At 49.8% G+C, this 22,959-nt stretch carries 20 protein-coding genes and 3 tRNA genes; 7 read left to right on the forward strand and 16 right to left on the reverse strand.

Going from position 1 to position 22,959, the window contains the following annotated elements; translation table 11 throughout:
- Positions 1 to 30 precede the first annotated feature (30 nt).
- Positions 31 to 1,284, reverse strand: a complete 1,254-nt coding sequence (gene ubiM / locus EOE65_RS06200; protein ID WP_127693428.1) for a 5-demethoxyubiquinol-8 5-hydroxylase UbiM — start codon at positions 1,282 to 1,284, stop codon at positions 31 to 33.
- 157 nt (positions 1,285 to 1,441) lie between these two features.
- Here ubiM and EOE65_RS06205 point away from each other — a divergent pair, with 157 nt between their 5' ends.
- A complete protein-coding gene (locus tag EOE65_RS06205) occupies positions 1,442 to 1,666 on the forward strand; it encodes a DUF6677 family protein (protein ID WP_127693429.1) in 225 nt (74 codons plus the stop codon).
- Between the two features lie 54 nt (positions 1,667 to 1,720).
- Here the strand turns inward: EOE65_RS06205 and EOE65_RS06210 are convergent.
- The 6 genes from EOE65_RS06210 to EOE65_RS06230 form a co-directional block, all read right to left on the reverse strand.
- Positions 1,721 to 1,796, reverse strand: a tRNA-Thr gene (locus tag EOE65_RS06210).
- Between the two features lie 113 nt (positions 1,797 to 1,909).
- Complete coding sequence (locus tag EOE65_RS06215) at positions 1,910 to 2,806, reverse strand: DMT family transporter (RefSeq protein WP_127693430.1); 897 nt, start codon at positions 2,804 to 2,806, stop codon at positions 1,910 to 1,912.
- Between the two features lie 111 nt (positions 2,807 to 2,917).
- A complete protein-coding gene (locus EOE65_RS06220) occupies positions 2,918 to 3,664 on the reverse strand; it encodes a dienelactone hydrolase family protein (protein WP_206052628.1) in 747 nt (248 codons plus the stop codon).
- 586 nt (positions 3,665 to 4,250) lie between these two features.
- Positions 4,251 to 6,251, reverse strand: a complete 2,001-nt coding sequence (locus EOE65_RS06225; RefSeq protein ID WP_127693431.1) for a hypothetical protein — start codon at positions 6,249 to 6,251, stop codon at positions 4,251 to 4,253.
- A 60-nt stretch (positions 6,252 to 6,311) separates the two neighbouring features.
- The gene (locus EOE65_RS18015) at positions 6,312 to 6,482 is read right to left on the reverse strand and encodes a hypothetical protein (protein WP_164847027.1); all 171 of its coding nucleotides are present in this window, start codon (positions 6,480 to 6,482) and stop codon (positions 6,312 to 6,314) included.
- A 332-nt stretch (positions 6,483 to 6,814) separates the two neighbouring features.
- Positions 6,815 to 6,891, reverse strand: a tRNA-Asp gene (locus tag EOE65_RS06230).
- 484 nt (positions 6,892 to 7,375) lie between these two features.
- Here EOE65_RS06230 and zapE point away from each other — a divergent pair.
- Positions 7,376 to 8,860 carry a cell division protein ZapE gene (gene zapE, locus EOE65_RS06240; RefSeq protein WP_127693432.1) on the forward strand — a complete coding sequence of 495 codons (1,485 nt, stop codon included), beginning with the start codon at positions 7,376 to 7,378 and terminating at the stop codon, positions 8,858 to 8,860.
- Between the two features lie 260 nt (positions 8,861 to 9,120).
- Here the strand turns inward: zapE and EOE65_RS06245 are convergent.
- Positions 9,121 to 9,197: transfer RNA gene (locus EOE65_RS06245), tRNA-Arg, on the reverse strand.
- Positions 9,198 to 9,472: 275 nt separating this feature from the next.
- Between EOE65_RS06245 and EOE65_RS06250 the strand changes: the two genes are divergently transcribed.
- The 3 genes from EOE65_RS06250 to EOE65_RS06260 all read left to right on the forward strand — a co-directional run bounded on the left by EOE65_RS06250 (position 9,473) and on the right by EOE65_RS06260 (position 11,854).
- The gene (locus tag EOE65_RS06250; protein WP_240656927.1) at positions 9,473 to 9,904 is read left to right on the forward strand and encodes a c-type cytochrome; all 432 of its coding nucleotides are present in this window, start codon (positions 9,473 to 9,475) and stop codon (positions 9,902 to 9,904) included.
- Between the two features lie 94 nt (positions 9,905 to 9,998).
- Entirely contained in the window at positions 9,999 to 10,874 is an 876-nt protein-coding gene (locus EOE65_RS06255) for a DUF2971 domain-containing protein (RefSeq protein WP_127693434.1), read from the forward strand.
- Between the two features lie 62 nt (positions 10,875 to 10,936).
- On the forward strand, positions 10,937 to 11,854 hold the full coding sequence (locus EOE65_RS06260) for an MBL fold metallo-hydrolase (RefSeq protein ID WP_164847028.1): 918 nt from the start codon (positions 10,937 to 10,939) through the stop codon (positions 11,852 to 11,854).
- 87 nt (positions 11,855 to 11,941) lie between these two features.
- Here EOE65_RS06260 and EOE65_RS06265 read toward each other — a convergent pair whose 3' ends face one another.
- The 4 genes from EOE65_RS06265 to EOE65_RS06280 form a co-directional block, all read right to left on the reverse strand.
- Positions 11,942 to 12,583, reverse strand: coding sequence for an HvfX family Cu-binding RiPP maturation protein (locus EOE65_RS06265; protein ID WP_127693436.1), 642 nt, complete (start codon positions 12,581 to 12,583; stop codon positions 11,942 to 11,944).
- A gap of 5 nt (positions 12,584 to 12,588) precedes the next feature.
- Complete coding sequence (locus tag EOE65_RS06270) at positions 12,589 to 13,368, reverse strand: HvfC family RiPP maturation protein (RefSeq protein ID WP_164847029.1); 780 nt, start codon at positions 13,366 to 13,368, stop codon at positions 12,589 to 12,591.
- The gene (locus EOE65_RS06275; protein WP_127693438.1) at positions 13,352 to 14,215 is read right to left on the reverse strand and encodes an HvfB family MNIO-type RiPP peptide maturase; all 864 of its coding nucleotides are present in this window, start codon (positions 14,213 to 14,215) and stop codon (positions 13,352 to 13,354) included. Before EOE65_RS06275 ends, EOE65_RS06270 begins: the two co-directional genes overlap by 17 nt.
- Positions 14,216 to 14,287: 72 nt before the next feature.
- Entirely contained in the window at positions 14,288 to 14,686 is a 399-nt protein-coding gene (locus tag EOE65_RS06280; RefSeq protein ID WP_127693439.1) for an HvfA family oxazolone/thioamide-modified RiPP metallophore, read from the reverse strand.
- Positions 14,687 to 15,161: 475 nt separating this feature from the next.
- Between EOE65_RS06280 and EOE65_RS06285 the strand changes: the two genes are divergently transcribed.
- Complete coding sequence (locus EOE65_RS06285; protein WP_127693440.1) at positions 15,162 to 16,595, forward strand: hypothetical protein; 1,434 nt, start codon at positions 15,162 to 15,164, stop codon at positions 16,593 to 16,595.
- Between the two features lie 65 nt (positions 16,596 to 16,660).
- On the opposite strand, the gene EOE65_RS06290 is transcribed toward EOE65_RS06285, so the two are convergent.
- Genes EOE65_RS06290 through EOE65_RS06305 form a run of 4 tightly spaced genes read right to left on the reverse strand, consistent with a single transcriptional unit; the run spans position 16,661 to position 21,588 of the window.
- Positions 16,661 to 17,770, reverse strand: a complete 1,110-nt coding sequence (locus EOE65_RS06290; protein ID WP_240656939.1) for a DUF1513 domain-containing protein — start codon at positions 17,768 to 17,770, stop codon at positions 16,661 to 16,663.
- The gene (locus EOE65_RS06295) at positions 17,760 to 18,839 is read right to left on the reverse strand and encodes an imelysin family protein (protein ID WP_127693442.1); all 1,080 of its coding nucleotides are present in this window, start codon (positions 18,837 to 18,839) and stop codon (positions 17,760 to 17,762) included. The genes EOE65_RS06290 and EOE65_RS06295 overlap by 11 nt, the downstream gene beginning before the upstream one ends.
- Complete coding sequence (locus EOE65_RS06300; RefSeq protein ID WP_127693443.1) at positions 18,840 to 20,309, reverse strand: di-heme oxidoreductase family protein; 1,470 nt, start codon at positions 20,307 to 20,309, stop codon at positions 18,840 to 18,842. It abuts the gene before it with no gap.
- Between the two features lie 10 nt (positions 20,310 to 20,319).
- Entirely contained in the window at positions 20,320 to 21,588 is a 1,269-nt protein-coding gene (locus EOE65_RS06305) for an imelysin family protein (RefSeq protein ID WP_127693444.1), read from the reverse strand.
- Between the two features lie 165 nt (positions 21,589 to 21,753).
- On the opposite strand from EOE65_RS06305, the gene EOE65_RS06310 reads away from it, so the two are divergent.
- Positions 21,754 to 22,911, forward strand: a complete 1,158-nt coding sequence (locus EOE65_RS06310; protein ID WP_127693445.1) for a cytochrome-c peroxidase — start codon at positions 21,754 to 21,756, stop codon at positions 22,909 to 22,911.
- Positions 22,912 to 22,959 lie beyond the last annotated feature (48 nt).

Here is a 22,959-nt window from a genome sequence, read left to right on the forward strand (position 1 = left end):
CAGCGATTTCTTAAGGAGATATTTTAGTTTTTACACGCTAAATAAACGAGGTAAGCGTGGACGCGGCAGCGCTGCCGGTATTGGAGGTAGAGGCACAAGCGGCTTCAATTCGCGGTCTGTTAAACTATTAGTGATCAGTTTTTTGACGGGGGGTAAGTGCTCAGCGGCAGCCAGCACCGCCTTGCGCAGTTGTCGGCCCGGCAAACTTTCATTGGTGAACAAACCTACCACCAGATTTGTACCGTGATAGAGCACCCGAGAAACCTGCATCTGCTCTTTCTCATAGCTTTTCAGAAGTGTGAGCTGGCCAATATCCTCGCCACACGCGTGTGCTTGCGCGACTTTTTCGGCAAGTAACGCTTGCCCACGCAATCCAAGATTAAAGCCGTGTGCTGTTACAGGGTGCATACCGACCGCTGCATCCCCAATCAATGCAAAGCGCTCAGTAACGAACTGATGGGCGTGAACACCCACCAACGGATAGGATTGGCGTTTACCGAGTAATGTCATATCGCCAAGCTGCCCATGCAACTGGTCTTGAATGTTTTTACTAAAGCGGGCGTCAGACATGCTGAGGAACTGCTCTGCCTGTCTCCGGTTCACCGTCACCACCACCGAAGAGCAGTTTCCATTCATCGGAAGAATGGCGGTTGTGCGCCCGTAATGGAAGCATTCAAAGGCCGTTTGCTCATGTGAACATGTGTGCGACATCCGGCAAACGATCGCCACGCGCGAAAAATCTCGCATCGAAGCCGCCAACCCCATCTGGCGGCGCGATTCTGAAAAGCGCGTATCGGCAGCCACAACTAGCGCTGCACTTAGTTTCTCGCCGCTATCGAGTATAACTGTCGTCGCTTGATCACCCGCAAGCACCTCTTTTACGCGCGTGCCAGCTTTTAGCGTAATGTTGCTGCACCCTTCAAGATTCTCAAAGCAAGCTTGACGAATAAGATGATTCGGTACGAGATAACCCAAAGCATCAAGTGAGTCATCTTGGCGTTCGAAGTCGAGGCTCTTTGGCGAGTCACCATCAAAGACTTTAGCGGCCTTGATTGGCGCTATTTCTGCCTCATCAATGCGCTGCCACGCGCCCGATGCCTGCATGAGGTTGCGCGATAGGTGGGTCAGCGCAATCTCCCGGCCATCCTCTTCAGGTGCTTGTAACTGGGATAGTGGCACTTGATCAAGCAGTAGCACCGATAACTCTGTGTGGGAAAGCGAGTGAGCAAAACTCAGGCCTGCCGGCCCTGCACCGATAACAATGACATCAAACTGGCCTGACATAGCCGCCTCCCGAATCAATAGAAAGAGACGATGCTACGCCTTCAGCACAAAATTGTTTGGACTCAAGTCAAAGAAAAATAAAGAAAGATTTAGGGAAGCTTCATGTATGAACTGTTAGTCTAGGCGCTTTGAAGCTGTTATTTCTAGGGAGACCACTATGAGCGGACAAGGTAGCTCAGGTAATGTTATTGCTGCGCTTTGTAACGTGTTTATTCCAGGGTTAGGGCATCTGATTCAAGGCAGGTTGCTAGCGGCCCTATTTTTCTTCGTATCGATCACGGTTGGTTACGCGCTTTACTTTTTGATTATCCCTGCCGTTTTCGCAGCCATTCTGCACCTGATCGCTATTATTAGCGCTGCACGCTACAAACCAGAAGAATAGAAATACAGACTTTGAGTAACTGAAAAGACAAGTATTAAGAAGGAAGAAGAGAGGTGGTGCCGGCACCAAGAGTCGAACTCGGGACCTACTGATTACAAGTCAGTTGCTCTACCAACTGAGCTATGCCGGCACATCGTGATGGGCGCGTATTAAAGCGAAAAACTTTAACCACTGCAAGTATTTAATCGCGTTTCTCGCATAATTTTTTGCGCTCGTTTTTATTGCTGCTGTATAGCTACATTTCTAAGAACGAGTCGGCGCGGAAACCCTATGCCGATCAACAAAAATGACTGCAAAGCCCGACACTAAAATAACACCTGAACCCACCCAAGTGAGTGCGTCGGGATACTCATCGAACACCCAATAGCCCAGCATAGTCGCACCAATGATTTCGAGATATCGAAACGGCGCTAGCACACTTGCCTGACTCAATGTAAAAGCCCAACTAATCAGCCAATATGTCAACGCCGATACGGCCCCCAGCGCCAAGATATAACGCCAGTGTGCCGCAGATACTGATAGCCAGCTCAGCTCTTTGATACCGCTACCTTGGCCGATTAATAGCGTCAACAATAGTAAAATTGCACCCACTAAACTTAGATAAGCCTGCAGGGGCACCGGTGCAATTTGCCCCCCTAATGCGCGGATCTGCACTAGATACAGTGCGTAGCACAATGCTGCGCATACCGGCAGCAATGTGTGCCAACCGTAAATCACCCAGTTTGGCCGAATCACAATCATAGCGCCGACCAACCCAGTAAAGGCGAGCATATACTTCACCAAGCTCGAAGGTTCTCTCAAAATAACAGCTGAGAGCAACATCACGAGCAGCGGCTCAACAAAAAATAGCGCGACGGCATTCGCGACTGGCAAATAAGCTAGCGCCCAAATCATCGCCGTGATCGCCATATTTACCAAGCAAGCGGAAATGACCAGACGCCGAGTTAACGGCCACGGGTAGTGCAAACGAGGGAGTTTACGCATTACGATCATTAGTAACACCGCTTGAACAGTGACGCGCAAAAAACTGATCTGAATGGGGCTCAGATCTTGTGATAACAACTTTGCCAAGACATCGACCGCCGGCAAAATCAGCATCGCGGCAACCATCAACCAAACACCGCTTGATGGCCCTTTCATCACTCCCACCGTCGAGCACCCTCTTACAACAACTCTACAAAGGCGGCTATTGTACCGCTAAGCGGATAAGCAAAGGGACGGTGCTCGACTAAGTGGCGACTATGCGCGCAACTACTTCACTGTTTCATCTAGAAAATTCAGAAAGCTACGCCACGACTTTTTATCGGCATCCTCTCGGTAACGGGAGGAGCCCAGCACAGTAAACGCGTGTGGAGCGCCTCCATAGCTGATCATCTCATGGGGGAGACTAGCGGCTTCTAGCTCCTTGGCTAACCCCGCAAACTGCTCCATCGTGATGGCGGTGTCAGCACTACCATGGTGAATCTGAAACCGCCCCTTGGCCATGTCGTAGCTCTGATCTGGCGGAGTCTGCAAGCCACCATGAAAGGTAACGAAACCCTTCATATCCGCGCCTGAGCGCGCCATCTCTAAGGCTGCTGCACCACCAAAGCAATAGCCCATCACAACGGCATTATCAACGTTACCGCCACGCGACTCAGCCACTGCGAGTGCACCATTCATTAAGCTGCGCATTTTGGAGCGATCTTTATAGAGCTCGCCAGTATGCTGGCGCTTATCAACCACTTCAGTGGGGCGGATACCCGCACCGAACAGGTCAGCAGCGAAAACAGCATACCCCTCCTGCGCGAGCATCTCTGCACGTTTAATTTCGTAGTCGGTCAGACCATCCCAGTCATGAAGCAGCACCACCAGCGGAGCATCATCGGCCGGGCTGACCCAGTAGCCCTCATAATCGGCACCGTTAACCTGATAATTCACTACATCGCCGGCATACGCTTTAATCGAGAGAGAGCATGACATTAGAGCAAAACTAAGAAGCAAAGGAAGCTTGAGCATATTCCTATCCTCGCATTTGAGGGTTAAGAGAAGAGTTTCGTCTTACAACAGTAGTACGACATACCAAGATGAGTAGTTCATACGCTTCAAACAGCGCGAGCTCATAAGCGAATAGATACGCCTTGTTGTGACGAGATAAAAGGATGGGATCTAAAAAATGGCGCGCCTGGAGGTGACCTTCCCCCCGAATCATTCTATCTAACCCAAAACATAAAATCCTTCGAAAAACTTAACATTATCACATTTGCGATATCGCTTGTGACAGTGCAAATATAGAGACTATCTGTTGATATAAAAATCAGCCGTCACTTCACAGATATGAATGAGGGGTTGATAGCAGAGGTAATTGCCAAGACGGGCAATGTGCATCTCATGGAGCAATGGTTAACCGAAGATCGCCGCCCTGACCGCTGTGAGACTTGGATAAACATCTTACTGCAGAAAGAACATCGGATGTGATCACTCATCCCAAAAGAGACTTCCACGCAACTAACAAACAGAAAGGCAGCCGGTATGATTGCAGACTCCCTTTCGTATTTTTAGTCGACCTATTCAGGATCCGCCGGTCACTTGTCTTAGAATGTATTCAGTGCGGCTTAGGGTGGTACGGTTTATGTTTAATACATTCAGAAGACTTAGGAAAGATCTCTTGGAACCTTACCAATGCATTCTCAAGTAGAGTGTTGGCATTTTGATAGTTTGAACTGTACCGTCCCGACTTTGCATTGATAACCCAGCCGGCAGACTCTTTACACAGTTCGCCCGAAATCCTAGCCGGCTTCATCCCTGTGATACTAGGGTGGCCTAACTCCCCTTCTACTTCTTGGCCAATGAGAAGCGCTCCCTCATGAGAGATAGCCCAAATCAATTTATCCCCGACAGATATATCGAAAGCATTCTCCAATGAAGATTGAGTCGAACCGTAGTACTTTTTAACATCAAACTCCTCACTGTTATAGAGCTGAGCCTCTTCCTTATTTATATACTTTGGAGCCCTTAGCTCACCATACATTTCATCCAAAAAAGCATTATAATCTTCTGATGCGGGCGCTAAGCTTAACAACAAAGAGTTACAGAAGTTTTTACCGTTGAAACTATTTTCCAACTCAGAATGATCCTTGTGCCTCAAAAGGATACTCCGAATAAAACTAAACGCTTTATCGTCGTACTTTATGAACGCCGACACGGCATCTCCCTGCGGAATATCTGTTGCGTCGAAGAGAATGTCAAAAGCCGCCTTGCCGTCTGCAGTGAAGCTGGCAACCCACTGGAACCTAGCCAAGCTGCTGAGCAATACCTGCCTTTTATTCACCACACTTCTTTGCATGACCCGCTCTTTAATATCGCTGATCTGTTCTATCTTAATTGAATAATCAAATTCCTGAGAGGCACTTTTCCCTTTATTTTCAAGGGCTTTCTTGAAAGCATCAAATGTGGAAAGTATGCAATCACACGTATTCCTAATGTAAAATTCTGGAATACGGTTCTTCTTGTGTGAAGGTACTATGATACTTTCAGGCATTATAATCTGATGAGGCTCAACCCAGTTACCCTCATCATCTTTTCTTTGGAGAACTAGGCACCAATCTCGTCCTTTATGATCTTTGATCTCACCAAAATCAGACAAGGGCTGTATAGCAGCTCTGGCAAAAGGGCCTACTCTGTCATCATGAATGTAAAGAGACCGCCTGTTTTCAGAGCGATTGTAACCCAGCACCGATACAGCATGCCCGCCGATATGCTTTAACTCATCTCCAATCGAGTAAATTTCAGCACCTAGAATAATTGGCAGTCCGCTATCAAGATGGTAACGAATAGATCGCATAAATACATCAATGCTTAAGTTGTGCACATCCACACGATGATGTCTCAAGCCCTCTACGTCTAATGCCCGAAGAATTTGTTTATTAGTTAATCCGTTATTAGGAAAACGATTTGAAGATCCAGCAACATGATTTATCGCATTCGCAGTAATATCACCACACGAAGGAATATCTCGAACATTTGACCAAGAAAGGGCATGCAACGAAGACCAAATAGCGGTGGTTGCACAAGCTGACAAAACTCTGTCTTGCTCTTGAAAAGCAACCGAATCTATACTCAGCCGCACTCCAAACAAGTTCACCTCATACGGCTTTGACAGGATACACCTTATGTTTTCCTCTTCCTTAAATGCAGGGTATTGCTTGAGACAAGTTTTCCCTATAAAAGTTTTTGGAAGAGGCTTAACTACAATAAATCCTAAATACGATTCTTGAAGAAGACGTACTTTATCTTCACAGTTACTATCGATAACCTTATCAATAACTGAATGATCAATCTTTTTATCAAAAAAATGTAGGCGAGCACATCTAGGCCCATAACCATTAAAGCACTTAACGTAATAGTTTGAGTAATCCTCTAAATAGTCTTTATCGACATAATCAGCCTCAAGAAGGATACTCTCAGCATCTAAATCACCCAGGTAATTAAATATGTAATTTACCTGATCTTTTTTGACAATATCTGGAAAATTTGAGCCAAAGCATTCCTTTACCAAATTACCTAACGTTTCTTTGGCAAACTCACAGACAAGATATGGGAACATGTTTTATCGCTACAAAAAAGCGACCCTCAGAGGTCGCTTTGTTAAGTCCATTTTGGGATGTTAAAGAGTGTACGTACGAGCCATAAATGCCTCGTCTGTAACCTGTGCGCGCATCTCTTCCTCGAAAGCCTCTTCCTTGGTCTCGATAGATTCTTTGTAAAAGTCTACTTCTAGCGGAGAGGCTGAAGCCTCCAAAGAGTTTGCTTCAGCGATCAAGTCGTCAAATGTCATAACACAAACCCACTAAGTATTTTTTAAGTTGCGTGATTCTATCTGAGGTGTTATTCAGAATTCAATATAAATCTGTATCAATTTGGTACACAAATCAACTCGTTAAAGCAAGAAAACTTGTTCAAGAAATAGAACAAAAGCCATAACACCATGAAAACAAAAGAGAAAGCTCCGAATTCTTCTTTTGTCTAACTAAGAAAAGATTTCCGATGATTTCTCCCGCCGGCTCTTGCGTTTTCTGCAGCGCAGAACTCAGGATATGATTCATCAGTGAACAAGGAGCCTGACTAGTAGCTTTAAGGTGTGAGGTTCACAGAATCGATGAAGATAAGTGGCGGAACGGACGGGACTCGAACCCGCGACCCCCTGCGTGACAGGCAGGTATTCTAACCAACTGAACTACCGCTCCGCATCAGGATGGCTCCTCGAGCTGGACTCGAACCAGCGACCAATAGATTAACAGTCTACTGCTCTACCAACTGAGCTATACCGGCACTGTGACCATCCACTCCTCAGCGCCCTGCAAACACTTCCGCAGTGCCTGTGGCTCAGGTGGATGGAGTAGCACACTCCGATAACAAACACTTACAAGTTCCAAAAAATGGCGCGCCTGGAGGGATTCGAACCCCCGACCAACCGGATCGAAAGCCAATCGTCACTACAGCCTGTTGGTCAACATGCCCACAGTATCTCTCACGAAGTCTCACAACGACCCAAAAGCGACATTTCTCTTTTGATCTGGACTGTATCAACAGGCGTATACGTCCGTTTACCAAGCTGGAGGACTGGCGAGTGAGTCACCGCGAACAAATCAAATATTTGGTTGACCGCATCACTGATACTTTCGAATTTAGAAACAGGTTGTTGGCGAGTCTCAAGAATAGAGCAATCTGATGAAGACGGTGATGAAGAATATGGCAGCACAACATCGCATCGATCGGAGGTCCCTCCCGCCAGGCCCCGTGACAGCGGCGTATGAACGCAAGGTGGATGCGAGGGAGGTGCAACGAGATGACGCTCAACTCGCTCTGGCGGCAAAGCTCGATGCTCTGCACGAGTCTTTAACCTCGCTTCCGCTAGCACCCGTGCGCACCAACAAACCGACAAAAAATAGCTCTACAAGCAGCAGTCCGCCGTTACTGTTACTGGCGCGATCCTTGGCATCCGCTCACTCCTCTCTTCGAGAGAGGTTCCATTTGCGGTCTTTTGGTCCACCACCGCGAGGCATTTACATTCATGGACCGGTCGGGGTCGGTAAGAGCTTTCTAATGGATCTCTTTTACGCGTCGGTTAATGTTCCTGATGATGATTCTTGCTGTAAGCATGATGGCCACAGCCTCAAACACGCAAAAATTACCAAACGCCGCGTCCACTTTCATGAATTCATGCTAGACGTCCATCATCGAATTTTTGTTTACAAAGAAAAACACCCAACAGATGATGCGCTCCCCATCATTGCACAACAATTGGCACATGAAGCCCAACTTCTCTGTTTCGATGAGTTTCAAGTAACAGACGTAGCCGATGCCATGATTTTGAAACGGCTTTTTTTATTGTTATTGAATTTGAATGTCGTGGTGGTGGCCACCTCGAATCGCGCCCCAGATGCGTTGTATGAGGGCGGCATTAACCGATCCCTCTTTTTGCCATTCATAGACATGTTAAAACACAGGTTCGACATTATCTCCATGGAGGATTCCGCCAAGGATTATCGGCTCGAAGCTCGAGCGGATGGTCAATCCTATTTTTGGTCAAGCAATGACGTTCAAAGCGATAATAATAGCAACAACATACAGGCGCTGTTGAAAGAAATATTTGGTGACACTGCATCTGGAACTGAGGCCGAGGTCATTGATGTACTCTTCGGTCGCACCGTCCAGGTCGCCCGATCGAATGACCGATGCGCCTGGTTTGATTTTTTCGAGTTATGCTACCAACCGCTCGGCGCGGCCGATTATATTTCCCTCTGCGACCGATTTCCGGTCCTCATCATAGACCGTGTACCGCAATTAGATGCCAATCACCTCGACGAAGCACGACGATTCGTGACCCTCATTGACGTGTGTTATGAATCTCGCACCCGGTTAGTACTGGCGGCAAAAGTCCCGCTCGATGAATTATTTGTCGATTTTGAAGCGCAAATCGACAGTAGTGATGGAAATGAAGAACTATTTGTAAGTGAGAAGGGAGGAAACTCGAGTTCCTTTGCGACGACCATGATTTGCACCAAAGAGGGTGAGCAATTTGAGTGGTCGGCGACGGGTCTAAACGGCGTGTCACTGGCACAGTTATCGGGCGCCAATGATCTCGCATTTTCCTTTCGACGTGCCGTGTCTCGATTGGTAGAAATGGGTGGAAAGGAATGGGGACGACAATGACGAAAGGTCTGCGATTTCAACTAATTAGTCGATTTCAGTACCCGTTTTCACGCCCCCATTTAACGTCAGTTCATTAATGACTTCGGTATAGAATAATAGTGTTTCCTCCGGAGGCGGGTCTACAAACACAACAACACCATCCTCCGGCACTTTGACCATATTGTGACCACCGGTGAGTACGCCCCCGCAAACGGTTCTTGGGTGCGCCTGTGCTCAGATGGATAAGGTTGGGAATACAAGGAGATCGCTAGGGTAAAAAATGGCGCGCCTGGAGGGATTCGAACCCCCGACCAACAGGATCGGAACCTGCTACTCTATCCAGCTGAGCTACAGGCGCAAAATCAGGAAGTTTTCAGGGCGACAATCATACGGGTGAATCAGGCTTTTGCCAAGATAGAACGAAGACCTTATGAAGGTTTTGGATATTCAGCATAATCTGAAAGCTAATCAAGCGCGTAAGCAGAGCAAATAGTTGGCTGTTTTTTGATCTAAACCTTAAGGCGCAGATAAACCCCATTTTCGTTACGTGCTTTTGCCGGTATAATTCTGCGCAAATTAATTATAACGATGCATTTTTTCATGCATCACCAGAAACCGTATGAGGTCACCACTGTGAAATTGACTGCTAAAGCTGCTTCAGTATTGAGCATTCTGGGTTTGAGCGTTGCGCTATCAACAACGGTTGGTGCGGCAACAGCTGAAGAGAAAATTGTTGAGCGCATTAAGCCACTTAGCCAAGTGTGTGTAGAAGGCGATGATTCCTGTGGTGGCGCGGTAGCGGTTGCTGCAGCAGCTGCAGGCGGTGCTCGCTCTGGCGCAGACGTCTACAACGCAAGCTGTGCAGCATGTCACGCAATCGGCGTTGCTGGCGCACCTAAGTATGGTTCAAGCGAGTGGACTGACCGTGGCGCGAAAGGTATAGACGCATTGCTAGAAACAGCAATCAGCGGTATCGGCGCAATGCCACCAAAAGGTACATGCGCTGACTGTAGCGATGACGAGCTAAAAGCTGCTATCCAACACATGCTAGACAGCGCGCAATAAGCGAGTGTAGCGTTACCAAGAAGCCTCCTCTTTTGGAGGCTTTTTTGTATCTGTGCTTTACTGATGAAACACCGGATATGAGTGGGAGTTATCGATGCTGCACCAGTTGACGCGCGAGCTGTATTCTCAAGCCCCAAAAGAGACCATCTATCACTACACGTCCTTTAGTGGGTTTATGGGTATTGTTGAGAGCCGCATGCTCTGGACCAGCGATATCCGGTATATGAACGACTCAGCCGAGCTCAACCATATGGTTAACTTGATCAATGATGAGGTCAACGAGCGCATCCAACTCGGCCACCCCAACCCAGCGTTACTCAGCCAGTTAACCGGCTGGCTGCGCGGGCGCGTCAGCTATGGGCACCTGCTCTTTACAGGCTCATTTCGCGAAAACGGCAACTTACTCAGCCAATGGCGTGGCTACAGCATTTTGGGTAAAGGCGTGAGCATCGGCTTCAATCCTAGCCATATTTTACAATGTGCCAAACAGAGTGGCTTTATGGTGGGCCGCTGTATTTATGAGCCTCAGCGCCAGCAGGACTTAATCCATCAAATGGTGGATATTATCGAAGACCTAGCCAGCCAGCAGGAGAGAGGCACCAGTGGCCGAGCTGAACCCTGTTATGAGCACGTGTTTGAGCAGGTAGAAAACGAGCTATTGCGTATTGGCGCGCTGCTTAAGCACCCCTCGTTTGCAGAGGAAGCGGAGTGGCGTATTGTGTCGCCGATCATCAGCGACTATAGCCACCAGGCGATACGCTATCGCGAGGGCAACTCCATGTTGGTTCCATTTCTTGAGTTTCCGCTACAAATACCTTGCGATGCACCCTTGAAAGTTGAGCATATATTTTTAGGCCCAACCCCCAATGCTCAACTATCGATGAACTCACTGAAGATGTTTCTCAAAAAGCACCGTATCGTGCCTGCACGCGGCACCGCGTACTGCAATATCCCCTATCGAAAGCATTAACTTTTGTGAAACTCTCCCCTTTTGCTCTGTGTTAGCCTGCAATGGATAACGAAGGAGTATTCGTGACGAAGCGTTCTATCAAATGGCTAGCCACATTGGCACTATCGGCCAGTTTGCCCGCAGCTGCCAGCACGTGTGGCGACCAAGGTGTTTGGTTGCAAGTTTTAGGTTCAGGCGGTCCGGAGGTTGGTGACCAACGCGCCTCAAGCAGCTATTTAATTTGGCACAACGGCAAAGCACGCATCCTAGTCGACTTTGGCTCAGGCGCCCTGCTGCGTTTTGAAGAGGCACAGGCGAAGATAGAAGACCTATCGGCGGTGGCCTTTACTCACTTTCATGTTGACCACAGTGGCGACTTTCCCGCGCTGGTGAAGGCGAGCTTTTTCTCACCGCGAACAGCACCTTTGCCCGTTTTAGGCCCCTCTGGAAATCACTTGCTACCGTCAACCGAACAGTTCGTCACGCGACTCTTTAATGAGAGCAGTGGGGTTTGGCCCTACCTGAGTGATCACCTTTCTGGAAACGGCGCCTACCCGCTCATCCCACACGAGCTAGCAAGTAATAGCACTCAACCAACGACCGTCTGGGAAGGGGTGAGCGCCAAGTTATCCGGCGTGGGGGTTAATCACGGCCCCTTGCCAGCCATCGCATGGCGCGCTGACATTGGCGGTAAATCCATTGTATTTAGTGGGGATATGAGTGGCCGTAGCGGCACACTAGAGAAGCTCGCGCAGCACGCCGATCTGCTGGTTGCGCACAATGCGGTGCCAGAATCAGCGCGAGGTGTGGCAAGACGGCTGCATATGCCACCATCCGTTATTGGTACGATTGCAAACGCAGCGTCTGTGACAGAGGTAGTGATCTCCCATCGCATGTTACGTACGCTTGAGCGCAAAGAGGAAACTGAGCGTTTCATTCGCGACAGCTACAAAGGCCTAGTGCATTTTGCGAACGATTTAAACTGCTTCGCAGTTCCGTAGCAACGCCAACCTGAAGATATAAAAAAAGCAGCCATTGGCTGCTTTTTTTGTTTACAGCTTACGCTGCTTGGAAGTTCTATTTGCTTACTAGCCTTGTATTTTATCAATAAAGACCGCAATGTCATGCTTGTCCATATACTTACGCGCCAACCAGTAATCGACGCTAAAGTAACGCCCAGCTCCCGTGAAGAATAAGCTGAGCAACATAATGAAGTAGGTGATGGCAAACTCAATACCGTTATTGAGGATCACAAACGACCCACGACCGGTTAACCAACTGTAGTTACCATTCTCTTCTAGAATCTCTTTACCACGCTGCAAACGCTCAGCCGCTTCAAGCACACGGTCATTGGCTAACCAGCTGTTGGCATCGGCAATGGCTAACCAACCATTTTCCCAGTGCACCGCAAACGCCGCCACTAGCATCGTCACCATAAGGGGAATGCTAATCAAACGGATTGCAAAACCAAAGATCAGTGCGATTCCACCAAAGAACTCGGTGCCAGCCGCCAGCGCAGTCATCACCTCCGGCATAGGTAAGCCCAATCCCCAATCGGGATTACCAAACCATGCTGCGGTGTCCTCAAAGTGAGACAGCTTATTATAGCCCGCTTGCATCAGTACGGGCGCCAAGTACAAGCGCAGCAGTAGCGGCGCAACACCATCCGCCACACGAATCCGTGCAAACACCGCGTCGATATGTCGATATAGATTTATTATTGTGTTCATAGGTTTTATTCCTCGAGTGGACGAGCGCCTAACAAGATTCCTGCGTCGTAAAACTGGGTTAAAATTTGCGCACCTGCTTCAATAATGGCGGTTGGGTCCTCTTGTCCCAACTCTGTTGCGATTTGCGCCAATGCCGCTCTGCCCGATAACTGTTCATCTTGATCTAACAGATAGAGCAGACGCGCGGTCAGTGCGTTGAGCTCGGTAAACTTGACGCGATCTTGAGCATCGCGATGTACCATCATCCATGTTGGCTGATCTGGTACCTCCGATGGCTGATAATCAGCGCTGATCTGCTGTACCGGATAGTGGTAACTTAACGACCAAGCCAGTGGCGACTGTACCGGGTGCCCTGTTAAGAGGTCAGCGGTAAGCTCTGATGCGGTTTGACTTGGATCGCTCTCTGAAATTTCGAGCGCCAACTCCACCCATTCGTAGTGCATTAGCTCGTGTAGGAAAGGTGGTTCATCACCTGTACTGCCGCGCACTTCCGTCAAAAAGGTTAAAAAGGCTTGGCTGATAGAGTGAAAGTAGGGGCTATCACAACGATAATCGCGCAGAAAATCCCGCACGGCAGCGTGCCACCATGTCTCACCCATGATGCTAAAAGCAACGGGAAATGCAGTCGTAGTAAAGTTGCTCACATTGTTGAAGAACAGGTCGCGATAGATCTTCATGCGCCGATCTTCAATGCCCTCAATCACCGGGACCTGTGGATCACGGATATGCGCGGCAAACTGGCGCTGCAGCGCCTTAAAATCAGAAGTTTCAGAGGCGTAGGACATTCGATGCTCCTTGGTAGGCCGGTACACTTGGCGCATCAGCTTGCATACGTTGAATTTTATGGACCTCTTCCATCAACTCAGCCATGGGTGGGATATTGAAGTCACGCTCCAACAGCGTTGGAACCGCACCAAACTGTCGATACGCTTGCTCGAGCAGTGCCCACACAGGGTCAATAACATCAGCACCATGGGTATCAACAATCAGGTCAGACGCTTCATCATAATGGCCTGCAACATGGATATAGCGAATTCGCTCACCGGGTATCGCTGCTAAAAACTCTGCCGCGTCAAAGCGATGATTCACACTGTTGACGTAGATGTTATTTACGTCCAAGAGCAGGTCGCAGTCAGCCTCTTCAAGCACTGCCAACAAAAACTCTAGCTCTGTCATATCGTGAGCAGGCATCGCATAAAAAGAGACATTCTCAACCGCCAATCGACGCTCAAGCTGTTCGCTCACCGATTTAATCCGCTCAGCGACGTAGCGCACAGCCTCTTGAGTGAACGGGATAGGCATCAAATCGTAAAGATGCCCATCATCTGAACAATAGCTCAGATGCTCGGTGTAGGTATCGATGTTATGGCTATCTAAAAACTGCTTTAGATCGGATAAAAAGTTTCGATCTAAGGGCTCAGGGCCTCCAACAGATAACGACAAGCCGTGCGTTACAAATTGATACTGTTCGGTCAAGTCTTTGAACTGGCGCGCTAAACGGCCACCCATCCGCATCCAGTTTTCCGGTGCAACTTCTAAAAAAGCCGGGCCATCAGCCCCCTGCGGTGGAAGATCATTTAGCATGCAGCGCCGGAAGCCTAAGCCAGCACCTTCTAAGCTTTGTGTCATCATATTGAAGCCCCCTTAACAATACGGGCTCTAAAGTAGAGCCCGTAGGTAGAACATAAAGCTGCTAATTAGCGATTAGCCTTGCTTTTTAGTACCACCACATTTGCCTTCGCCGCACTTACCTTCTTCAGACTTGCTAGAGCCGCCGCACTTACCTTCGCCGCACTTACCTTCTTCAGACTTGCTGCTAGAGCCACCGCACTTGCCTTCGCCGCACTTGCCTTCTTCAGACTTCTTAGCGCCGCCACACTTACCTTCGCCGCACTTACCCTCTTCAGACTTGCTGCTAGAGCCGCCGCACTTACCTTCACCACACTTACCTTCTTCAGTTTTGTGGCTACCCGCTAGCTCGTAACCTGTGCTCAGCTGTTGAGCACCGAATGGGTTTTCTGCTGCTTGAACAGAGGCAGCTGCCGCACCAAGAAGAAAAGCTGTACCAACAGAAGCTACGATAGGTTTGATTGTCTTATTCATGGTTGTCACCTTAAAATTTTAGTTGAGTTACACGGTTCGTTGAGTGAATGAGCACATCATTTACTGGGTTCTTATTCACTTAGTCGTTTGGGTTTCAGAATCCTTACAGCTTTTTTGAAAATTTTTTTATTTTCTTTTAAAGCCTGCGTATTTCCTTCTCTTATTGGGTTAGTCGCGCCCGGTCACGATTCCTTACAACTTTTTTAAAAAAAATTTCAAAAAAGTTTTAGCCTTGGTTGGAAGCTCGTAACCAAGCACCATTCTGCAATCGATATATAGAAGATAGACGCGGGGTTACATAGTTCCAAATATACTGACTATGTTATGAAATCGTGATAGATCGCAGCAGATGCATCCTATCTAGAAAGCTTCTAAACTAATGTTCAATATTCGCAACGCGTTGCAAACAGCCTGGTTATCTCAAACGATACAGACGAGGCCCGCACGCAATAAATCAACAGGTTAAGGAATTGTAATGATAGGACTTCGCTCGGGCGCTTATGTGGTTGTGGCCTCTCTTCTGACTGCGTGTGGTGGTGGCGGTGGGGGTGATGACGCTCCACCACCCACTGACGAAGTACTGACAAAAGAGGGGGTTTTCCTAGACTCTCCGGTAGAAGGGCTTTACTACACTGCTGGCGACATGACCGGTTACACTGATAATGAAGGCCGTTTCTACTACCCAGAGGGCAGCACGGTGAGCTTTGCGATGGGTGATATCTCACTCGGAAGTGCGCTAGGCAACGCTATTCTCACGCCAAAGTCATTACTCCCCGGCCTTGAGAACCGCCTTGATCGCCGCCTGACCAACCAACTGCGCCTGCTCCAAACACTCGATAGCGACGCAAACCCCGATAACGGAATACAGCTCTACAGCCAAGTACACAACTACTTAGCAGGGCAAACGATCAACTTTGACCTGAGCGAAACTGACTTTGCTGCGCAAACCGCTATCCAAGATCTACTGCGCCTATTCGGCAAGGACCAACTTGTAGCACCGCTCGATGCCCTTGAGCACTTCTACGCCCAGCAACTCGCTGTACTTAATCCGCCAGAGACAGAATGGACAGAGATTACGCGTTTGGAATTCGAAGCCGCGCTTGAGCCCGGAACACAGTGGCAGTCTCGTCGGGTGGGGAGTTATGCGGGGACGAAGCAGACAGGCAGCTCCTCAGCAGTGCTTTACCCTGTGTCTTACTTCGAGCAAGAGGCACTAGACATAAAGCAATATACGATTGATGCCAACCGTAACTTACAGCGATGCGAGTCTGGTCCATACACGGTGGAACCTATCTCATCTTTAACCAGTTGCTTAGTGAGTTTTAATACCGTCAGCTTCGGCGGCGATGTGGAGCCTCGCTTCTATCGAGCGCCGAATGGTAATTTAAAGGTCGATTGCCCTGAACATACGACCGATAGAAGTTTCATATTCTACGACTTAGTAGGAAACGAACTCGGCGAGGTTAACGAGTCTTTTACGACGCAGTTTGAGCGCACGCTCATACCGATCAATAGATCGATGCTCGCGCAAACCGCTGTCAAAACGGAACGCAACGGCGAGTCTACACTTTCATCGATAAACTGTATCGAAATGCAAATAAGCCGCGAAGACCCACATGGCGATCAAACCCCCGAAGTATGGCGTCACAAGCTCAACATGAAGCTGTACGGAGAAAATGGCGCTATCGCTTCTCTTATTAACAGCTACGATATCCTGAAAACGTCAAGCGGCAAGGAGGGTATAACGCAAGGTCATACCTATTTCTCAATAAATGGCCGCCAAATTCGCAAAGAGGGAGGCTTCGCGCCAGCAGTTAGTTATCAGGGCGATACGATCAAAACCTCGCTAACCGACTCAGCAACCGGCACCACCTATACTATCAACGTGTCGGCAACCCCCACACCATGACCCGAGCGTAAAAAGCTGAGTAAAGTCCTGTTCAACCCCACTGCACTAGCGTGGGGTTGTTGCGCTCAACCAGCTAGGCGCACCATGTGATTATCCCACTGCCATATCGCTTCACCCGGTAGCGATAAGCGCTGGCGCTCTGCAGTAGCAGCGTTCACACGGTAGAAGCGGCCACGCCCTGTGCTCACAATAAACTCGCTAGCCACATCTGTCGGTGCAAGACCACAGCCATCTTTTGTTTTCACATCACTCAGATATTGCCCTGAGGTCATATCCCAGAACATCACGCGATTGCCACGTGGAGCAGATACAGCACCGAAGCGCCCTGTGCTATCAAAGCATGCGCTACCGCAGTACTGTTTTAGTTGTGTACGCACAGGCGTAGGTATGTCCAATGCAGTAAGCGGTTGCCCACGGCGATGATGAGCAACTAGTGGTACATCATCGGCCGGGTGGCCTTGGTACTGCATCGCAATTAACACATCGCCATTGGCCGACAGATCAAAGTGGCGAATACTGGATTGATGGTAGCGCTCATCTAATGCCACTTGCTCAACAATCTTACCGCTGGCTAAGTTGAGATAGGCCAATGATGGTTGCATCGTCTCGAGATTCAGCTTTTCACGGCCCTCGGTCAAAATACCGCCATTGGCAATCACCACCTCGGATTGATCCGCAGTGAGCTTTAACTCATGGGGTCCGATACCGCCAGTCGAATACCGCTGCACCACATCAAAATTAGCGCGTAAGTCGCGCACAACCACCTGCCCCTCCTGCTGGTCGGGGTGTTTTTCTGTGGTTAACAGGTAGCGGCCATCAGCGGTCACTTGAACATGCCCGTAAAGATAGTGGCCCTTAGCAAGCACGATCTGCTTCACCAGCAGGCCGCTGTCGTAATCGACAATATCGATAAATGTACCAGGGCGGCGTGCCACCGCTATAACCCAAGGCTGCTTAGGATGAAAAAGCACCTGATGAGCTCGCTCAGGTAGCAGATGGGTAACGCGTAACGCGTCTTGCGCCACCACATTCAGATAGTAACGGCCATCTTCACCACGACTAGCCGATGCATACACACCAGGGATTGCTCGGCTCTGGTTTGCCAGCGCAGGCATTGCTGCCACAGCCCCCGCAGCTGTCAAAAGCCCTAAGAAGGCGCGGCGATTAATCTCCATCACGGCTATTAAATCCTAACTGGATATCCAACTGACGTGTGGCAGCCAGCAGGGAGCTCTGCAGCGTGCGCAGTGCACGTTCAGCCACTTTAAGCTGATCGTAGGCCTCCTTAGATACGGTTTTACCTTCAACCTGCGGTACCGCCTGCAAAGCCGCTAGCGCCGCAGCAAACTGCTCACTGATCGCGGCAGCCAGCGGGGCATCCACGCTATGTAACAACCCTTTGATACTGATCGGCGCAGTCGCCTGATATAACGCTTGTAACGCCAATACGTTGCTCACCATATTCGGTACAGACTGGTCGCTGCGCCATGATTCGCTGCGGGTCCAACGCGCCTTATCGTAAGTCTCACCTAGCGGTGCAAGGATCTTGCTGTCACGGATCGCCTCAACGGGCTCCACCAGCGCTTTAAACAGAACCGTTGCGGCCTCTTCCGGCGACTCGTAGTAGTCGCTATCTTCACTGGCGTTGAGCATCCCGTCACGTTCAGCCGCCCATTCAGATACAATCGCGGCACTACTCGTGGCGATATGCTGCGCGATGCCATCGCTCAGCCGGCATGTCGGCGTGCCTGATGTCAACTGCTGGGCGTGCTTGGTGAACAGCAAACGCTCCATGGCGGAAAAACCCTTTAACGCAATGCTGGCATGCTGTAAGTAGGCGGCATCATAAACAGCATTGGTATCAGCTAACGCAGCACGCAGCTGCTTGCCACCTAAGTTTTTCTTATCCGGCCAATACTGCATGCTGTAGTTACGCATCAGCAGCGTCACCGGGCCAAACTGAATATGCTGAACCTGCTGCCAATCCTGCAATGCTGCAATAAACGCTTGCTGCGCCTCAGCCAGCGAGGCCTGCGGCTTGGCAGCACAGAGCGCTCTAACACGCGTGGATAGCGCCTTGGAGCTGGCGGCTAACGCTTGGTAGCGCGGTAGAACATGCTGATCCACAACCGATTCGGTCAGGCCAATAAACTGTTCATCACTTAGAACGGCATGCGCTTTAGGTACCATCAGTGCTGCGCACAGCGCTAAAGAATAGCGAATACCCATCCCTTTATTCATCATCTAGAGCGACTCCACAAATCGAATCAAATTTTCTCGCTGCGTTTTAGGCAACTGCATAAAGTGCTGTTTCACAGCTTCAGCCTCGCCGCCATGCCAAAGGATCGCTTCTTCCACCGAACGCGCGCGGCCATCGTGCAGTAGTTGGTTGTGGCCGTTGACGAGTTCAGTCAAGCCAACACCCCAAAGGGGAGCCGTGCGCCATTCACGCCCATTCGCTAAGAATTCAGGACGGTTATCCGCTAACCCTTCGCCCATATCGTGCAGCAGGAGGTCAGTATACGGCCAGATACGTTGCTGTGCTTGCGGTTTCGGCGCATTTGTTGATGTCAGGTAGCTTGGACGATGGCAGCTTTGGCAGCCCACCGTGTAAAACGCTTCACGACCCGCCTTATACGCCGGTGAACTCACATTCCGAGCCGCCGGTACCGCAAGGTTACCGACGTAAAACGTGACCAACCGTGCCATCTCGGCTGACGCTTCCACACTATCTAGGTGTTCACTGTTACCGTTTGGCAGCGCTAAACAACCCTCTTGGCGGTGTGTGCACTCGCCCTGGCCATAGGGATACGTCGTTGTGGAGATACCGATGTCAGCTAAGAACGCGCTATTGTTTTGTTGCAACAGTGTGGGATGTCCCGCTTTCCAGCCAAAGCGACCGATCTCGATCTGTCCCTGAGTTTGGTTCCAAACCCGATTAGCCCGCCCAGAGATCCCATCATGATTGCGATCCAGCTCATCCTCATACGTAAGGATATCGTCAGTTTCGATTGCCGCGAGCAAACCCAAACCGATCATCGGCTGAGCAACCCGCGGCGATAACATCACATCTGGATGTAGATCGCCATAGGCAAGCTGATCAACCCGATAACTCGGCTTGCGTAGCACCACCTTGCGCCCGTCGGGATAAACCACCTCGTGCGGCGTGTAGGTAACATGCCACTGCCCTTCCGCCGGTAAACCTTGCACCGACAGATCTTGCAGCTGAGAGCCATACATCGGCTCATCGATCACACCGGCCTGAAACCCAGCTAACAGACGTTTTTGCTGTGGTGTCTGAGCGGGGATGCTTAGGCGCATTAGCATCGAGGTACGCGAATCATTTTGGACCGTTGGATCCGGTGCGTGACCACGCCCCACACGCGCATGGCAGCGCGCGCATGAACGTGCGTTATACAATGGCCCAAGGCCATCACTGGCCGTTGTTGAAGAGGGCGAGGAGACCCAAAGCTTTTCAAACAGACTGTTGCCTAGATTGAAATCCATGCGATCTTCAAAGGAGATATTGGGTGCAGGATGCATCAGCGCTTTTTTGCTGAGCTTGCCCTGATAGGTGGCGCTGCCAGCCGGTAAGCGCTCAGTCGGATCAAACGCGGGTGCGACGTGATCCCCAGAAACAGCAACCTCCGCCATAAGGGCAGAGGTCAGGAGGACGCTGGCAGCAAAGTACCAGCGTGATGTTAAGGTCTGCATATCGGTTTAATTAACCCTCAAGCACAGCCTTTGGATTGTCCAAGCTGTCAGAGCCTTCAATTTCAATCTTATCAAGCTCTAGCGCTTCGATCGCTTTCTCGATCGACTTGGTTTGCGTTGTCAGTGCATCGACAACATTCTGTACCACTTGGTTGCCCGCTTTGTTGCCGCTTGCAATCAGTACATCGAATGTATTGCCGTCTTGCGCCTCATCAACCATTTTCTGCATCGCAGCTTCTGTTGAATTCAGCTCAGCACGCAGTTGCTTATCAACTGCTGGCGCTTGCTTTTTCAGCAAATCAGATAGGCTTGGGCCAGACACTTTAGAACCATCAACACGCGTGTACTCACCTAGGTAAACATTTTTGATGCTTTTTGCATCATAGTAATGTGACCAGTGCGTGTTATCCGAGAAGCAATCATGCTCCTCTTCTGGGTCGTGCAGCATCAAGCCCAGCTTAATACGCTCGCCTGCAAGTTCACCGTAAGACAAGCTACCCATACCTGTTAGCATGGTCGCCAAGCCGCCTTTCTCACCTTTCGCCGCTAGCTCTTGGCGCGCTGCGCCGCCCTCTTGCCAGTTACCTACCATCTCTTCGAGATCAGTGATCAATAGATTGGTAGCCGCCATCAGATAGTCGCGGCGGCGATCACAGTGACCGCCTGTGCAGTTGTCTGTGCTGAAATCCGTTGCCGGGCGTTTACCTGCGCCTTTGTCGGTGCCATTCAAATCCTGACCCCACAGCAAAAACTCAATGGCGTGGTAGCCCGTTGCAACGTTCGCTTCAACTTCGTCAGCTTCATGCAATGTTTCTGCTAATAGCTCAGGCGTGATGTTAGATACATCAACGGTGCTGCTGCCGACTTTAAGCTGCTTATTAGCAATCACGTTAGCTGCGTATAAACCGTTTTCATCAGACTCTTCGCCATAAGATCCTGCATCAACGTAGTCGATCAGGCCTTCATCCAGCGGCCATGCATTCACTTTGCCTTCCCAATCGTCCACGATCGCATTACCAAAGCGATAAGCTTCCGTCTGCTGGTAGGGTACACGTGCGTCGATCCAAGCTTGCTTCGCGGCTTGCAGGTTTGCCTCAGTTGGCTCTTTCAGTAGCGCTTCAATTTTTGTTTTCAGCACTTTAGCGGTTGTCAGTGAATCCGCATACGTTGCCTGAGCAATATTTCCGTATGTATTCAGAACATCAGAAACATTGGCTGCAAAGGCAGCAGGCGCAGACGCAAGCGAGATAGCAAGCGCTAGCGTTGAGAAAGCTTTCATCAGGACACACTCCATCTTGTGATTGATATTTGCTCGGGAATATAAACGATAACCATTCTTGTTTCAATTTTGTTTTTCCTTGAACCTAACAAAATTGATTGAGATCATTACAAAAAGCTTTGCAGCTTCGCTACTCTTACGCTTTCTATACTTTCGGTTACTCCCATGAAAAAACTCTACCCAGCTGCCCTTCTTCTAGCCGTTGTCGCGTCCAGTGCTTGTGCACAAGATGAGACTCACTCGGATGAAAAGCACCTCAACCAAAAAGTGTTGCTTGGTCAGCAGCTCTACTTTGACGCGAATCTGTCGAAGAACGGCACGCAATCGTGCGCTACCTGTCATGCTCCAAACGCAGGCTTTGCTGATCCGCGTGGTCAAGGCGTTGCTGCCGCCGTATCGTTAGGGGACGATGGGCACTCATTGGGTGATCGCAGTGCACCAACGGCCAGCTATGCCGCATTTACACCGGTATTTCATCGGAACAAAGCGGGTAACTATGCGGGCGGGCAATTCTGGGATGGACGTGTTAACACGCTAGCTGAGCAAGCGATGGGACCACCGACCAACCCTATTGAGATGGGGATGCCCAACAGTGCCGCAGTGGTGGCGCGCATCATGGCGAACAGCCACTATGTTGAGCAATTCAAAGGGATCTACGGGGACGCTATCTTTTCTCAACCTGAAGCGGCTTACACTGCCATGGCGGATGCGATCCAAGCGTTTGAAAAAACAGAGCTGTTCTCCCCTTTTGATTCCAAATACGACCGCTTTTTGCGCGGCGAATATGAGTTCACCCCTCAGGAGGAGTTGGGCCATACACTGTTTTTCTCGCAACAGTTCACTAACTGCAACCAATGCCACCAGCTGCGCGATGCACCTGGCCGCAAGCAAGAAACATTCAGCAACTACGAGTACCACAATATCGGCGTTCCCGAGAACACCGCTTTGCGAGCGCTGAATGGAGCCTCAGGTCCGGATCTGGGCTTATGGCAGCACCCAGCTATCGATGATCCCCAACAGAAGGGGAAATTCAAAACACCTACGCTGCGCAATGTCGCGGTGACAGGCCCTTACATGCACAACGGCGTCTTTAAAGATCTGCGCACCGTGGTGCTGTTCTACAACAAATACAACAGCAAAAGCGCTAAGCGCCAAATCAACCCGGAGACCGGCGCAACATGGGCTGCCCCCGAGGTCGCTGAGAACCTCTCGATCGACACGCTAGAGATGGGGCCAGCGCTTAATGATAAGCGCATCGATGCGCTGGTGGCCTTCTTAAAAACGCTCACCGATAAGCGCTACGAGCATCTACTAGCGCAGTAGCCCACCTGTCACATGGTTTTCATACCGGTTGGATAAACTGCGGCACCG

The sequence above is a fragment of the Neptunomonas marina genome (assembly GCF_004005935.1).
Classification (GTDB): Bacteria; Pseudomonadota; Gammaproteobacteria; order Pseudomonadales; family Balneatricaceae; genus Neptunomonas; species Neptunomonas marina.

Excerpts from the sequence above, each read along its gene's own strand:
- ubiM (WP_127693428.1), bottom strand. The coding sequence starts at position 1,284 with ATGTCAGGCCAGTTTGATGTCATTGTTATCGGTGCAGGGCCGGCAGGC.
- EOE65_RS06205 (WP_127693429.1), top strand. The coding sequence starts at position 1,442 with ATGAGCGGACAAGGTAGCTCAGGTAATGTTATTGCTGCGCTTTGTAAC.
- EOE65_RS06215 (WP_127693430.1), bottom strand. The coding sequence starts at position 2,806 with ATGAAAGGGCCATCAAGCGGTGTTTGGTTGATGGTTGCCGCGATGCTG.
- EOE65_RS06220 (WP_206052628.1), bottom strand. The coding sequence starts at position 3,664 with ATGCTCAAGCTTCCTTTGCTTCTTAGTTTTGCTCTAATGTCATGCTCT.
- EOE65_RS06225 (WP_127693431.1), bottom strand. The coding sequence starts at position 6,251 with ATGTTCCCATATCTTGTCTGTGAGTTTGCCAAAGAAACGTTAGGTAAT.
- EOE65_RS18015 (WP_164847027.1), bottom strand. The coding sequence starts at position 6,482 with ATGACATTTGACGACTTGATCGCTGAAGCAAACTCTTTGGAGGCTTCA.
- zapE (WP_127693432.1), top strand. The coding sequence starts at position 7,376 with ATGAAGACGGTGATGAAGAATATGGCAGCACAACATCGCATCGATCGG.
- EOE65_RS06255 (WP_127693434.1), top strand. The coding sequence starts at position 9,999 with ATGCTGCACCAGTTGACGCGCGAGCTGTATTCTCAAGCCCCAAAAGAG.
- EOE65_RS06265 (WP_127693436.1), bottom strand. The coding sequence starts at position 12,583 with ATGAACACAATAATAAATCTATATCGACATATCGACGCGGTGTTTGCA.
- EOE65_RS06270 (WP_164847029.1), bottom strand. The coding sequence starts at position 13,368 with ATGTCCTACGCCTCTGAAACTTCTGATTTTAAGGCGCTGCAGCGCCAG.
- EOE65_RS06275 (WP_127693438.1), bottom strand. The coding sequence starts at position 14,215 with ATGATGACACAAAGCTTAGAAGGTGCTGGCTTAGGCTTCCGGCGCTGC.
- EOE65_RS06280 (WP_127693439.1), bottom strand. The coding sequence starts at position 14,686 with ATGAATAAGACAATCAAACCTATCGTAGCTTCTGTTGGTACAGCTTTT.
- EOE65_RS06285 (WP_127693440.1), top strand. The coding sequence starts at position 15,162 with ATGATAGGACTTCGCTCGGGCGCTTATGTGGTTGTGGCCTCTCTTCTG.
- EOE65_RS06290 (WP_240656939.1), bottom strand. The coding sequence starts at position 17,770 with ATGGAGATTAATCGCCGCGCCTTCTTAGGGCTTTTGACAGCTGCGGGG.
- EOE65_RS06295 (WP_127693442.1), bottom strand. The coding sequence starts at position 18,839 with ATGATGAATAAAGGGATGGGTATTCGCTATTCTTTAGCGCTGTGCGCA.
- EOE65_RS06300 (WP_127693443.1), bottom strand. The coding sequence starts at position 20,309 with ATGCAGACCTTAACATCACGCTGGTACTTTGCTGCCAGCGTCCTCCTG.
- EOE65_RS06305 (WP_127693444.1), bottom strand. The coding sequence starts at position 21,588 with ATGAAAGCTTTCTCAACGCTAGCGCTTGCTATCTCGCTTGCGTCTGCG.
- EOE65_RS06310 (WP_127693445.1), top strand. The coding sequence starts at position 21,754 with ATGAAAAAACTCTACCCAGCTGCCCTTCTTCTAGCCGTTGTCGCGTCC.